Genomic DNA, 14,045 nt, shown 5'->3' on the forward strand with positions numbered 1-14,045 from the left:
TGGTTACTGCGCGGCGGCGGCGACCGGCGCGTCCATCAGGATCGTGCGGCGCGGGTTCGCGGTCTGGGTCGGCAGCTCGACGGCGTGCTCCGGGGCCAGGGGCGCCTGGAGCTCCTCGGCGTCCTTGAGGTGGGCGAGGGTGGTGCGGCGGGGGTTGGCTATGTTGCGGAACAGCGGCCGCGTCGTCTTCGCGTTCATCGGAGTTTGGGGACCCTCGGTCTGTCGTATGGGCGTCGGTTGTCGCATGCGCCAACCCTTTAAGGGGCAAGGCTAAACATCTGAATCCCCCGCGGAACCAGGAAGTAATGGCCACGGCTGTGTGAGTTTGCTCACCAGTGACCAGGCATTGCGGGCATAACGGACAGTCAATTCCACCCCCAGAAACGGACATTGCGCCACTGAATGCGCCATTCCGCTCCTGATCATCTCGACTGGGACACCTTGCCAGCAGCGCTGTTTGGATGGCGTAAGTCCGGTTTTTCCCGAAACCGGAAGCACATCGCGTAGCGCATCTGTCACATGCCGTAACCGACTCTCCGGGCCGACACCCGCACCTTGTTGGAGATCCTCCACTGTGCTGGAATTCGCGGGACCGCCGCGGGAATCAGCCGGCGCGCAGGTGGCGCGACTCAGCGCCGAGCGCGGCGGCAAGGAGAGGGAAACGCGCCGGTCACCGACGACCACCATGGGGCCGTTAGTGCCCCACGACTCGACACCGTCCCACCGGTCGCCCGGCGGGACGCCTGGTCCAGAGGTTGCGACGCTAGTGCAGGGACGATTCAAGAGGGATGGCAGCGCTGCGGCGGAGCAGGAGCCGCGCGGCGGGACCGACCGTGGCTCCTCGCCCCAGCACGCCCAGAACCGCGGGCCGGCTGTCGAAGGCACACGCCCCGACGCCTCCGCCACGGTGAAGGCGAAGGGCCGCGGGAAGTCCGCCAAGGACAAGGTCAAGGCCAAGGCCAAGGCCGGGCCGGTCGAGCAGCAGGACGTGGCGATACCCAAGGCCCCCAGCGGGCCCGGCTCTCGCCTCGCCATGCAGAACTGGCGCATCAGCACGCGACTGGTGTCGCTGCTGACCCTGCCTGTCGTCGCCGCCACCACGCTCGGTGGCTTCCGCATCAACGACTCGCTCAATGACATCTCCCAGCTGGAGCACATGCAGCTGCTGACGACGATGACCCGGCAGGCCACCAACCTGGCCGCCGCGCTCCAGGAGGAGCGGGACAAGTCCGCGGGTCCGCTGTCAGTGGCCCCCGGCAAGGCCAACAGCATCGTCGACGGCGTCCGCGAGACGACCGACTCCGCGGCCAAGGCGTTCAACGCCGCGACCGACAAGGTCGACAGCGCGCAGGACAAGGACGAGACCCTCAAGTCGATCCGCAACAACGTCCTGCAGATCGGCCGCCAGCTCACCAGCATCAAGGACATCCGCGAAAAGGCGTACGTCAACGGCGCCCAGCAGACCGTCACCGAGTACAACTCCCTGATCGTCTCGCTGCTCTCGCTCTCCCAGGACATGGCGCAGGCCACCTCCAGCCCGGAGATGATCAAGCGCACGCGCGCCCTGGCGGCCTTCTCCTCCGCCAAGGAGTACGCCTCCATCCAGCGGGCGATCATCGCCGCCGCCCTCCCCGACAGCAGCGAGAAGCAGGGCAAGCTGCTGGAGAACGACCGCCTGTTCGCCCTCTCCGCGCTCCGCGGTGAGAGCCAGTCGAAGAAGACCTTCGAACTCGTCTACCAGGGCAAGCCCGAGGAACTCCTCGCCGCGCTCGGCGACGGCAACACGGAGATCGGCAGCGCCGACCACTACGCCCGCCGCGTACTGAGCAACGAGGGGCAGTTCACCAAGGAGAAGAACCGGTCCTGGATGGACTGGTACGACGCCGACGACACCAAGCTCCAGGCGATGAAGGTCATCGAGCTGACCCTGCTCGAGGACATGGAGCAGAAGGCCCGCGAGCTCAAGAACGAGTCCCAGCAGGACGCCATCATCAACGGTGCCCTGATCCTGCTCGTCCTCGGTGTCTCCCTCGTCGGCGCCTTCGTCATGGCCCGCTCGATGATCCGCTCGCTGCGCCGCCTGCAGGACACCGCGACGCGCGTGGCCCAGGACCGGCTCCCCGAGCTCGTCAAGCAGCTGTCCGAGTCCGACCCGCAGGACGTCGACACGTCCGTGGAGTCGGTCGGTGTGCACACCCGCGACGAGATCGGCCAGGTGGCCGCGGCCTTCGACGACGTGCACCGCGAGGCCGTCCGCCTCGCCGCCGAGCAGGCCCTCCTGCGGGGCAACGTCAACGCGATGTTCACCAACCTCTCGCGCCGCTCGCAGGGCCTCATCCAGCGCCAGCTCTCGCTGATCTCCGAGCTGGAGTCGCGCGAGGCCGACCCGGACCAGCTGTCCTCGCTCTTCAAGCTCGACCACCTCGCGACCCGCATGCGCCGTAACGGCGAAAACCTCCTCGTCCTCGCGGGCGAGGAGCCGGGCCGCCGGTGGACCCGCCCCGTCCCGCTCGTCGACGTGCTCCGCGCCGCGGCGTCCGAGGTGGAGCAGTACGAGCGCATCGAACTGTCGTCGGTGCCCGGCACCGACGTCGCCGGCCGCGTCGTCAACGACCTCGTGCACCTCCTCGCCGAGCTGCTGGAGAACGCCACCTCGTTCTCCTCCCCGCAGACCAAGGTCAAGGTCACCGGTCACGCGCTCCCCGACGGCCGCGTGCTCGTCGAGATCCACGACACCGGTATCGGCCTCTCCCCCGAGGACCTCGCCGCGATCAACGAGCGGCTCGCCTCGCCGCCGACCGTGGACGTCTCCGTCTCCCGCCGCATGGGCCTGTTCGTGGTCGGCCGCCTGTCCCTGCGACACGGCATCCGCATCCAGCTGCGTCCCTCCGACTCGGGCGGTACCACCGCCCTCGTCATGCTGCCGGTGGACGTGGCCCAGGGCGGCAAGAAGCCGGGCCCGATGCCCGGCGGCCAGGGCGGTCCCTCGGGCGGTCCCTCCGCCGGTCAGGGCGGTCCCGGTGGACAGGCCTCCGTACCCGGTGCGGGCGCGCGTCCGACCGTGGGCGCGGCCCCGCAGCGCGGCCAGGTCGCCGGTGGCGCCCAGCGTGCCGCCCTGCCCGGACGTGACGGCGCCGCCGCGGGCCAGCAGCGTCCGCAGGGGCAGCAGGGCCAGCAGAACCAGCAGGGTCTCCAGAGCGGCCGGCCCCAGCAGCAGGGCGGCCCCGGTGCTCCCGGCGCCCGCCAGCAGCCGGGTCCGACCACCGCGGGGCAGGGCCAGGGCGCGTTCGGCGCCGGTGCGCCGCTGCCGGGCCGCGGCCCCGCCGGTGGTCCGCAGGCCCGCCCGGCGTCCGGTCCCGCCGGATTCCCCCAGGGCACCGGCTTCGAGCGGCCCCAGCCGCAGCAGCAGCCGCAGCCTCAGCAGGCCCAGCAGGCACAGCAGCCGCCCGCCGCACCGGCTCAGCGCGGCCCGCGGCCGCAGCTGCCGCCCCGCGGTGGCTCCCCCCGTCCCGAGCTCCCGGGTCCGCAGACCCCGAGCTGGGGCACGGACCAGGCACGCGGCCACGACGAGCTGTCGGGCCCCGGCTCGACGGCCGAGTTCGCCCGCCCCGACTTCAACGCCCCGCTGCCCGCGGCGGACGGCGGCAACAGCACGACCGGGCAGTTCGAGCGTCCCGACGTACGGGGCCCCCTGAGCCCGTCCGCCACCGGACAGTTCGAGCGCCCGGAGCTGCGCGGCCCCGCGGATCCCTCCACGACCGGGCAGTTCGCCCGCCCGGGCACCCAGGCCCCCCGGCCCGGCGGTCCCGGCGTCGGCGGCTTCGCCCGGCCGGCCCAGGCCCCGCAGCAGCAGGCTCAGGCCCCGCAGCACGGCGGCGACTACGCACCCGTACCGCAGGCCCGTCCCGAGGCTCCCCGGCTGCCGCAGGCGCACCGTCCGGAGGCCCTGCCCCCGGCGCAGAGCTCCGGCGACGCCCGCAGCCCGATCTTCGACACGCTGGAGTCGAACTGGTTCCGCGAGGAGGGGCAGCAGCCCCCCGCGCAGGGACCGTCGACGGGCGTACCCCCGCAGGGCCAGCAGCCGCAGCAGTCCGCTCCGGTGGCTCCGGCTCCGCAGCAGCCGCAGCGCGGTCAGGAGTACGCGGATCCCGCCTCGGCGGCGACCGGCACCACGCCGACCGTCAGCTGGCGGTCCTCGCCCAACGACGAGCTGATGCGGCAGGCCGAGCGCGTGCGCCAGCCCGCCGCCGGCGGCATCACGACTTCGGGGCTGCCCCGCCGGGTCCCACGGGCGAACCTCGTGGCCGGCACCGCGCAGCAACAGGCCGAGGCCCAGTCCGGTCCTCAGGTCTCGCGTGCGCCCGACGACGTGCGCGGCCGTCTGACGAACCTCCGACGCGGTATCCAGCAGGGCCGTCAGGCCGGCAACAGCGGCCCGGCGACCGGCAGTTACCACATCGACCCCACATACCAGCAGGAGCGATAGTTGAGTTCGATGAGCCAGGCGGCACAGAACCTGAACTGGTTGATCACCAACTTCGTGGACAACACCCCAGGGGTGTCCCACACCGTGGTGGTCTCCGCCGACGGACTCCTTCTGGCGATGTCCGAAGGTTTCCCGCGTGACCGTGCCGACCAGCTGGCGGCCGTGGCCTCCGGCCTGACCTCGCTGACCGCCGGGGCCTCCCGGATCTTCGAGGGCGGCGCCGTCAACCAGACCGTGGTCGAGATGGACCGGGGATTCCTCTTCCTCATGTCCGTCTCGGACGGATCCTCGCTGGCCGTACTGGCGCACCCCGAGTGCGACATCGGCCTCGTGGGCTACGAGATGGCCCTCCTGGTGGACCGAGCGGGCAGCGTCCTCACCCCGGACCTGCGCGCGGAGCTGCAGGGAAGCCTGCTCAGCTGACTTCCACTCTTCCGGCCGGACGGTACTTCCGGCCGGAAGACCGGGGCCCCTCCCCCGGAACCAAGTACCCCCGCCAGGCCGTCATACCGTCCCCCCACCGGCCGCCCCGTCAGACGGCACGCTGACCACTGCTGTCCAGCCCGGAGGATCAATGACCCCGCCCCCCGCCTATCCCGATGCGTACGGAGATTCGTACTCGGATGGCGACCAGCCGCTGGTGCGTCCGTACGCGATGACCGGCGGCCGGACCCGGCCCCGCTACCAGCTCGCCATCGAGGCGCTGGTCAGCACCACGGCCGATCCGATGCACCTGTCCGGCCTCCTCCCTGAGCACCAGCGCATCTGCACCCTGTGCCGGGAGGTCAAGTCGGTCGCGGAGGTCTCCGCACTGCTGTCGATGCCGCTCGGTGTCGCCCGGATCCTCGTCGCCGACCTGGCCGAGGCCGGAATGGTGGCCATCCACCAGCCGGGCAATGGAGAGGCCGGCGGCACGCCGGATGTAACGCTGCTCGAAAGGGTGCTCAGTGGCCTTCGGAACATCTAGCGGTGGAGCGGCTCCCCGCTCCACCACCTCCGCGAAGATCGTGGTGGCGGGCGGCTTCGGCGTGGGCAAGACCACGTTCGTCGGCGCGGTCTCCGAGATCAACCCGCTGCGCACCGAGGCCGTGATGACGTCCGCGAGCGCGGGCATCGACGACCTGACCCACACCGGTGACAAGACGACCACCACGGTCGCCATGGACTTCGGCCGCATCACCCTGGACCAGGACCTGATCCTGTACCTCTTCGGTACGCCGGGCCAGGACCGCTTCTGGTTCATGTGGGACGACCTCGTCCGCGGTGCGATCGGCGCGATCGTGCTCGTGGACACGCGCCGTCTCGCCGACTGCTTCCCCGCCGTCGACTACTTCGAGAACAGCGGCCTGCCGTTCGTCGTGGCCCTCAACGGCTTCGAGGGACACCAGCCGTACACCCCGGAGGAAGTCCGCGAGGCCCTGCAGATCGGCCCCGGCGCCCCCATCATCACCACCGACGCCCGCCACCGCGCGGACGCCAAGAGCGCGCTCATCACGCTCGTCGAGCACGCCCTGATGGCACGGCTCAAGTAACACGGTTTCAACTGTCGCGCGTGAGGGGCGGGCTGTGTCATGCGACACGGCCCGCCCCTCTGCTTCATAACGTTTCGACAGAGAATTACGGCCAGGTGGACACAGGGTGCGTTCGGTTGGTGCCGCTACGCGCACAACTCCCCCCATTTTTGCCGCAGGAAGGACTTTATGTCCGGTTTATGTGGGGCATAAGGCTCTGGGAATGGCCGGTTCCAACTGTTTGGAACACGGCCGTTAACCGTGCTGGAATTCAACGAACTAGCTAGTAGCACCGCCGAGAGGTTGTTGGTCGAGTGAGGCGAAGCAACACGAGCCCCGCGGATGAACCCGCGCGCGGCAACTTCACCCCGCCGCCGCGAGCGGCCGCGTCGCCCGTCGACGTGCCGTTGGACCCACCCGCGCGCAACGGGAGCACCAGCAGGTTCTCGCCCCGCAACTGGCGTGTGCCGACCCGCCTGAACGCCATCCTGCTCGTGCCCGCCCTCGTCGGCCTGGTCATGGGCGGCTTCCAGGTGAAGGGCTCCGTAGACACCTGGAACGAGGCCAAAGACGCCGAGAAGATAGCCAGGGTCGTCCAGGCCGCCTCCGAGTACAGCCAAGCGCTGCTCAACGAGCGCGACCTCACCGCGGAGCCGCTGCTGAACGGCGACACCAAGAGCGAGGTCGTCTCCAAGGCGTACGGGGCGACCAACTCGGCCAAGGTGAAGTTCGACAAGGCCGTCCAGGACATGCCCAAGGCACAGGGCCTGGAGCGCCGCCTCGAACTCTTCCGCGCGGACGAGCCCAAGCTGGAGCAGGTCCGCAAGACCGCGTACCAGGCTCCGCTCGAGAGCGCCAAGAAGAACCTCCCCTCCTCGGCGGGCCCCATCCCGACCGAAGAGGGCTACGTGCTGGTCCAGCACTACCTCATGCAGTTCGCCAACGAGCTCGGCCTCGGCACCGGCAACGTGACCTCCTACGGCCGCATGGTCTACGCGATCCAGCTGGCCAAGGCGGCGAACTCCCTCCAGCGCTCCGTCGGCACCCACCTGCTGGTGCGCCCGAGCGCGGACGAGAACATCCGCAAGTCGCAGCTCATCGCCTTCTCCTCCTACGCCTACCTCGAGGAAATCGCCATCGGCGAGTACGTCGCGGCGGGCACCGAGGAGGACGTGAACCGCCTCAAGGAGGTCATGGGCAAGAAGGCGCAGGAGGGCGCGGTCAAGATCACCGAAGCCAAGACCAAGGCCGAGCAGGCCGGCGTCCGCTTCGTGCCCCCGCCCATGGGGGTCAACAACTCCCCGCTCGCCAGCATGACCGACATGATCGCCAGCGGCGACAACAAGGCCAAGCTCGCCGCGGGCGGCACCACTCCCCTCAACTGGCAGGCCGCCGCCACCGCCAAGTTCGACGGCTACGACGAGGTCGAGAAGGAACTCCTCGACAAGGCCGTCAAGGACGCCATCGCGGTCTCCGACGAGGCCCGCAACGACGCCATCATCAACGGCGCCATCGTCGTCGTGGCCCTGCTCGCGGCGTTCATCCTGGCCGGCATGATGGCGCGCCAGATGAGCCGCGCCATGTCCCACCTGCGCTCCGCCGCCTTCGAGGTCGCCGAGCAGCGTCTGCCGGCACTCGTCGACCAGCTCTCGCGCACCGACCCCGGCAAGGTCGACACCCGGGTCATGCCGATCCCGATCAACTCCCAGGACGAGATCGGCGAGGTCGCCCGCGCCTTCGACCAGGTCCACCAGGAAGCGGTACGGCTCGCCGCCGAGCAGGCGCTCCTGCGAGGGAACGTCAACGCGATCTTCACGAACCTCTCCATGCGCAACCAGTCGCTGATCGAGGGCCAGCTGACCCTCATCACCGACCTGGAGAACAACGAGGCGGACCCGGACCAGCTGGAGAACCTCTTCCGCCTGGACCACCTGGCCACCCGTATGCGCCGCAACGGCGAGAACCTCCTCATCCTCGCGGGTGAGGAACCGGGCCGCCGCTGGGACCAGCCGGTCCCCCTCGTCGACGTCCTGCGCGCCGCCTCCTCCGAGGTGGAGCAGTACGAGCGCATCGAGCTCTCGGGCGTCTCCGAGGCCGAGATCCACGGCCAGGCCGTGACCGACCTCGTGCACCTGCTCGCCGAGCTCCTGGAGAACGCCACCACGTTCTCCTCCCCGCAGACCAAGGTCCGCGTCAACGCCACGCGTCTGCCCGACGGCCGCGTGATGGTCGAGATCCACGACAAGGGCATCGGCCTCACCGCCGAGGACTTCGCGGACATCAACCACAAGCTGGCCAACCCGCCGACCGTGGACGCCGCGATCTCGCAGCGCATGGGTCTGTTCGTGGTCGGCCGGCTGGCGGACCGCCACAGCATCCGCGTCCAGCTGCGCCCCTCGGGCGAGGCGGCCGGCACCACCTCGCTGGTCATGCTCCCCGACGCCATCACCCACGGTGGCGGTGGCGAGGGCATCCCGGACGACGACTTCACGGTCTCCTCGATCATCCCGGAGCAGAAGGCCCAGCAGGCCGCTCCGCTGCGTACGGCCGCCGAGCTCGGTTTCGACGACTCCCGGTACGACCAGCAGGGCGCCGAGGGCCGCGAGCTCGACCCGGTGGGCCGCTCCCTCCTCGCCGAGGAGCGCAGGGCCGCGCTGAAGGCCCAGGTGAGCTTCCCGCAGGAACAGCAGCCGTACGCCGAGCCCGCCACGCAGGACTATCCGGAACCTCAGCCTGAGCACGGCTACCAGCCGTACCAGGGCTACGAGCAGCAGCCCGAGCAGGGCTACGAGGCTCCGTACGAGGCTCCCGAGGAGTTCGCGGCGCAGCCGGGCTACGAGGGGTACCCCCAGCAGGGCTACGCCTATCCGGAAGCCGGCTACCAGGATCAGCAGCAGAGCACCGCGAGCTACGACGACGGCTACGAGGCCCAGCCGCAGCAGGCCGATTGGCCTGGGCAGAACTCCTACCCGGGCGACTACCAGCAGAATTACGGGACCGAATCGGAATCCCAGGCCGGTCCCGAACAGGCCCCGGAACGCGTAGGCTTCGACCGTCCGGGCGCCGCTGCCGACACCGGCCACCAGTTGACCGGAGCGGGCCTGCCGCGTCGCGGCAGCCAGCAGCAGTGGCAGCCGGCACAGCAGGAAACGGAGTCCACCGGATCCCTCTTCGAGCAGCGGCCGCAGCGTCAGCAGCAGCCCGCCGCCCCGGAGCGGGCCCCGGAGGAGACGGAAGGCACGGCGGCCTGGCGTTCGCGTAACGACGAGCGCTGGCAGCAGGCCGGAAAACTCCGTGAGCCGAAGGCAGGCGGGGTCACCCCGTCCGGTCTCCCTCGGCGGGTACCCAAGGCCAACCTGGTCGAAGGCACCGCGGAGTCGACCCCGCAGGGCGGCCCTCAGGTCTCCCGCGCCCCGGAGGACGTCCGTGGCAGGTTGAGCAACCTGCGGCGCGGTGTCCAGCAGGGACGCAATGCGGGTTCCGAGCAGTCAAGTAACAGCTATGACCAGGAGCGTTAGTGTGAGCCCGATGAGCCAGGCGGCACAGAACCTGAACTGGTTGATCACCAACTTCGTGGACAACACCCCAGGGGTGTCCCACACCGTGGTGGTCTCCGCCGACGGACTCCTTCTGGCGATGTCCGACGGTTTCCCTCGCGACCGCGCCGATCAGCTGGCGGCCGTGGCCTCCGGTCTGACCTCGTTGACCGCCGGGGCCTCCCGGATCTTCGAGGGTGGCGCCGTCAACCAGACCGTGGTCGAGATGGACCGGGGATTCCTCTTCCTCATGTCCGTCTCGGACGGATCCTCGCTCGCGGTGCTCGCGCACCCCGAGTGCGACATCGGCCTCGTGGGCTACGAGATGGCCCTCCTGGTGGACCGAGCGGGCAGCGTCCTCACCCCGGACCTGCGCGCGGAGCTGCAGGGAAGTCTTCTCAACTAGCAGACAGGCAGTGCGTTTCGCGTCATCGCACCATAGGGTGCGGTGGCGCGGTTCCACAGGGAGTACTGCGTACTTGGAGTCGGAGGAGGAAACGTGACAACACCCGGAGGACATCCTTATGGCGGCGCGCAGCAGCCGCAGGGTGGGCACGACCAGAACCGCTTCAACTTCCCCTCCTCGCCGAGCCAGCCCGTGCCGGGGCACAGTCCCTACCAGCAGCAGCCGTACGGCCAGCCCCAGCAGCCTCAGCAGCCCTACATGCCTCCGCAGCAGCCTCCGCGCGCCGTGCGGCAGCCGGCTCCCAAGGCCCACAACCCGCTGGTGCGCCCGTACGCGATGACCGGCGGCCGTACTCGGCCGCGCTACCAGCTCGCCATCGAGGCGCTGGTCAGTACCACGGCCGACCCCGCGCGGCTGCAAGGGCAGTTGCCCGAGCACCAGCGCATCTGCCGTCTGTGCCAGGAGATCAAATCCGTCGCGGAGATCTCGGCACTCCTCTCCATTCCTCTTGGTGTCGCCCGCATCCTCGTCGCCGACCTGGCGGAGGCGGGCCTTGTCGCCATTCACCAGCCCGGCGGCGACGAGTCTGCCGGCGGCCAGCCAGATGTGACACTGCTCGAAAGGGTGCTCAGTGGACTTCGCAAGCTCTAACGGCGGAGCGGCTCCCCGCTCCACCACCTCCGCGAAGATCGTGGTGGCGGGCGGCTTCGGCGTGGGCAAGACCACGTTCGTCGGCGCGGTCTCCGAGATCAACCCGCTGCGCACCGAAGCCGTCATGACCTCCGCCAGCGCGGGAATCGACGACCTCACCCACACCGGTGACAAGACGACCACCACGGTCGCCATGGACTTCGGCCGCATCACCCTGGACCAGGACCTGATCCTGTACCTCTTCGGTACGCCGGGCCAGGACCGCTTCTGGTTCATGTGGGACGACCTCGTCCGCGGCGCCATCGGCGCCGTCGTGCTCGTGGACACGCGCCGTCTCGCCGACTGCTTCCCCGCCGTCGACTACTTCGAGAACAGCGGCCTGCCGTTCGTCGTGGCCCTCAACGGCTTCGACGGGAACCAGGCCTACACCCCGGAGGAAGTCCGCGAGGCCCTGCAGATCGGCCCGGACGCCCCCATCATCACCACCGACGCCCGCCACCGCGCGGACGCCAAGAGCGCGCTCATCACGCTCGTCGAGCACGCCCTGATGGCACGCCTGCGGTAGGCGGCGCCCCCAGCCCGTGCGAGGCCCCCGCGTCACCTGACGCGGGGGCCTTCGCGTGCGGGCGGCAGGCGGTCGGCGGGCAGCGCGCCGGGGGGTGCGAGGCGGGCCCGGGCGGTGAGGCAGGGCTCACCCCCGCCGGGCAAGACGAAGGCCCCGCACCCTGGACGGGTGCGGGGCCTTGCGTCGTGCCGAGGGGCTCAGCCCTGCCAGCTGTGCGGGGCGCGGAAGCCCGGGGTGCGCTCCAGGCGGCGCCAGCCGGCCTGGGAGCGGGGGGCGCTGACCGCGGTCTCGGGGGTGGCGGCGGCGCGGGCGAGCAGGATCGCGGTGATCGCGGCCAGCTCCTCGGGCTCGGCGTTGCCCTTCTCGACGCGCAGCAGGGTGTCCGTGGCGATGCTCATGTGGTGGCAGGTCTCCTTCGCGGTTACTGCGGCGGGTTGCCGTGCTTGCGGGACGGCAGATCGGCGTGCTTGTTGCGGAGCATCGCGAGGGCGCTGATGAGCACCTCGCGGGTCTCGGCGGGGTCGATGACGTCGTCGACGAGGCCGCGCTCGGCCGCGTAGTACGGGTGCATCAGCTCGGCCTTGTACTCCTTGACCATGCGCACACGCATGGCCTCGGGGTCCTCGGCGTCCGCGATCTGCTTGCGGAAGATGACGTTGGCGGCACCCTCGGCGCCCATGACGGCGATCTCGTTGGTGGGCCAGGCGTAGGTGATGTCGGCGCCGATGGACTGGGAGTCCATGACGATGTACGCGCCGCCGTAGGCCTTGCGCAGGATCAGCGAGATCCGCGGGACGGTGGCGTTGCAGTACGCGTACAGCAGCTTGGCGCCGTGGCGGATGATGCCGCCGTGCTCCTGGTCGACGCCCGGCAGGAAGCCGGGGACGTCCAGCAGCGTGATGATCGGGATGTTGAAGGCGTCGCAGAGCTGGACGAAGCGCGCGGCCTTCTCGGACGCGTGGATGTCCAGGACACCGGCGAGGTGGCCGGGCTGGTTGGCGACGATGCCGACGACCTGGCCGTTCAGCCGGCCCAGGGCGCAGATGATGTTGCGGGCCCAGCGCTCGTGGATCTCCAGGACGTCGCCTTCGTCGACGAGTTCCTCGATGACCTTGAGCATGTCGTACGGCCGGTTGCCGTCGGCGGGCACCAGGTCCAGCAGGACCTCCGAGCGGCGGTCCGCCGGGTCGGTGGTCTCGTGGACCGGGGGGTTCTCCCGGTTGTTGGAGGGGAGCATCGAGATGAGGTAGCGGACCTCGGCGATGCAGGTCTCCTCGTCGTCGTACGCGAAGTGCGCGACGCCCGAGGTCTCGGCGTGCACGTCCGCGCCGCCGAGGCCGTTCTGGGTGATCTCCTCACCGGTCACCGCGCGGACCACGTCCGGGCCGGTGATGAACATCTGCGAGGTGTCGCGGACCATGAACACGAAGTCCGTGAGGGCGGGGCTGTAGGCCGCGCCGCCGGCGCAGGGGCCCAGCATGACCGAGATCTGCGGGATCACGCCCGAGGCCTTGGTGTTGCGCTGGAAGATGCCGCCGTAGCCGGCCAGCGCCGAGACGCCCTCCTGGATACGGGCGCCCGCGCCGTCGTTGAGGGACACCAGCGGGGCCCCGGCCGCGATGGCCATGTCCATGATCTTGTGGATCTTCGTCGCGTGGGCCTCGCCCAGCGCGCCGCCGAAGATCCGGAAGTCGTGCGCGTAGACGAAGACCGTACGGCCCTCGACCGTGCCCCAGCCGGTGATCACACCGTCCGTATAAGGCTTCTTCGACTCCAGGCCGAAACCGGTGGCCCGGTGCCGGCGCAGCTGCTCGACCTCCTTGAAGGAACCTTCGTCGAGCAGGAGCGCGATGCGCTCGCGAGCGGTCAGCTTGCCCTTGGCGTGCTGGGTCTCGGTCGCCCGGTCACTCGGGCCGCGACGCGCCTGCTCGCGCAGGGAGTGCAGCTCGGCGACCCGCCCGCGGGCGTCGGTCGGCTCGCTCGGAGTCTGGTCCACAACGGTCATGTACCGACCTTACGAAGCCGTACCTGAAAAACCTCCGTTGATTCCTCACAGTCTCGGAAGTGTTCCGCTGTCCGGGCCGGACAGAACCGCCGGGCGATGCATCGACTCCGCCAGACGGGGCCTTCGTCCTTTGTCGAGACCGCACAAAACCGCGTGACACCTCGCCTAGAAGTTGAAATTTGAACGGAATGGGTCTAGCGTCATTCTCGTTGAAACTTCAACAACCACCAGCAGCACACTACCGAGGAGGAAGCCATGGGTCTCTTCACCCGCCGCAGCCAGGAGTCGCAGGTCAAGGACGGCGCCGCCGTCGCCACACTCGAAGTCGACCCGGCCCTCGCCGCGCTCACCGGGGACTACGTCATCGACGCCGCCCACAGCAGCATCGGCTTCACCGTCCGCCACGCGATGGTCACCAACGTCCGCGGCTCCTTCACCGAGCACGAGGGCACCCTGCACCTCGACGGCAGCGACCCGGCACGCTCCACGGCCGCCATCGACATCAAGATCGCCTCCGTGGACACCGGCATCGCCGACCGGGACGGCCACCTGCGCAGCGGTGACTTCTTCGACGCCGAGACCTTCCCCCTGATGAGCTTCCGCTCCACCGGGGCGCGTCAGCTCGGCGGCGACGCGTACCGCATCACCGGCGACCTGACGATCAAGGACGTCACCCGTCCGCTCTCCATCGACCTGGAGTTCAACGGCTCCGCCACCGACGTCTACGGCAACGAGCGCGTCGGCTTCGAGGGCAGCGCCGAGATCCTGCGTTCCGACTGGGGCCTGACCTGGAACGCCGCGCTGGAGACCGGCGGCGTGATGGTCAGCGACAAGGTGAAGCTGACCTTCGACATCTCGGCCGTCAAGCAGGCCTGACGCCCGCCC

General features: G+C 69.8%; 12 protein-coding genes. 9 read left to right on the forward strand and 3 right to left on the reverse strand.

Features of this window, described 5'->3' with window-relative positions:
* Positions 1–3 precede the first annotated feature (3 nt).
* On the reverse strand, positions 4–198 hold the full coding sequence (locus AB0D94_RS05915; RefSeq protein WP_362046088.1) for a hypothetical protein: 195 nt from the start codon (positions 196–198) through the stop codon (positions 4–6).
* Between the two features lie 568 nt (positions 199–766).
* On the opposite strand from AB0D94_RS05915, the gene AB0D94_RS05920 reads away from it, so the two are divergent.
* The 8 genes from AB0D94_RS05920 (at position 767) to AB0D94_RS05955 (ending at position 11,155) form a co-directional block, all read left to right on the forward strand.
* Complete coding sequence (locus tag AB0D94_RS05920; protein ID WP_362046091.1) at positions 767–4,486, forward strand: nitrate- and nitrite sensing domain-containing protein; 3,720 nt, start codon at positions 767–769, stop codon at positions 4,484–4,486.
* Between the two features lie 9 nt (positions 4,487–4,495).
* Positions 4,496–4,909, forward strand: coding sequence for a roadblock/LC7 domain-containing protein (locus AB0D94_RS05925; protein WP_150212026.1), 414 nt, complete (start codon positions 4,496–4,498; stop codon positions 4,907–4,909).
* Positions 4,910–5,060: 151 nt separating this feature from the next.
* Positions 5,061–5,453 (forward strand): DUF742 domain-containing protein, encoded by a 393-nt coding sequence (locus tag AB0D94_RS05930; RefSeq protein ID WP_266940920.1) that lies wholly within the window; start codon positions 5,061–5,063, stop codon positions 5,451–5,453.
* Positions 5,434–6,018 carry an ATP/GTP-binding protein gene (locus AB0D94_RS05935; RefSeq protein WP_328927838.1) on the forward strand — a complete coding sequence of 195 codons (585 nt, stop codon included), beginning with the start codon at positions 5,434–5,436 and terminating at the stop codon, positions 6,016–6,018. Before AB0D94_RS05930 ends, AB0D94_RS05935 begins: the two co-directional genes overlap by 20 nt.
* A 293-nt stretch (positions 6,019–6,311) precedes the next feature.
* Positions 6,312–9,515: a nitrate- and nitrite sensing domain-containing protein gene (locus AB0D94_RS05940; RefSeq protein ID WP_362046096.1), complete on the forward strand. Its 3,204-nt coding sequence runs from the start codon at positions 6,312–6,314 to the stop codon at positions 9,513–9,515.
* Positions 9,516–9,525: 10 nt separating this feature from the next.
* Positions 9,526–9,939: a roadblock/LC7 domain-containing protein gene (locus AB0D94_RS05945; protein ID WP_030037347.1), complete on the forward strand. Its 414-nt coding sequence runs from the start codon at positions 9,526–9,528 to the stop codon at positions 9,937–9,939.
* A 93-nt stretch (positions 9,940–10,032) separates the two neighbouring features.
* Positions 10,033–10,590: a DUF742 domain-containing protein gene (locus AB0D94_RS05950; RefSeq protein WP_362046101.1), complete on the forward strand. Its 558-nt coding sequence runs from the start codon at positions 10,033–10,035 to the stop codon at positions 10,588–10,590.
* The gene (locus AB0D94_RS05955; protein ID WP_161288290.1) at positions 10,571–11,155 is read left to right on the forward strand and encodes an ATP/GTP-binding protein; all 585 of its coding nucleotides are present in this window, start codon (positions 10,571–10,573) and stop codon (positions 11,153–11,155) included. The genes AB0D94_RS05950 and AB0D94_RS05955 overlap by 20 nt, the downstream gene beginning before the upstream one ends.
* A 197-nt stretch (positions 11,156–11,352) precedes the next feature.
* Here the strand turns inward: AB0D94_RS05955 and AB0D94_RS05960 are convergent, their stop codons facing one another.
* Positions 11,353–11,553, reverse strand: coding sequence for an acyl-CoA carboxylase subunit epsilon (locus AB0D94_RS05960; RefSeq protein ID WP_362046104.1), 201 nt, complete (start codon positions 11,551–11,553; stop codon positions 11,353–11,355).
* A 23-nt stretch (positions 11,554–11,576) separates the two neighbouring features.
* Positions 11,577–13,160, reverse strand: coding sequence for an acyl-CoA carboxylase subunit beta (locus AB0D94_RS05965; protein ID WP_362046107.1), 1,584 nt, complete (start codon positions 13,158–13,160; stop codon positions 11,577–11,579).
* Positions 13,161–13,415: 255 nt separating this feature from the next.
* Here AB0D94_RS05965 and AB0D94_RS05970 point away from each other — a divergent pair, with 255 nt between their 5' ends.
* Positions 13,416–14,036 (forward strand): YceI family protein, encoded by a 621-nt coding sequence (locus tag AB0D94_RS05970; RefSeq protein ID WP_362046110.1) that lies wholly within the window; start codon positions 13,416–13,418, stop codon positions 14,034–14,036.
* Positions 14,037–14,045: the final 9 nt, after the last annotated feature.

This window comes from Streptomyces sp. NPDC048255, assembly GCF_040652415.1.
Classification (GTDB): domain Bacteria; phylum Actinomycetota; class Actinomycetes; order Streptomycetales; family Streptomycetaceae; genus Streptomyces.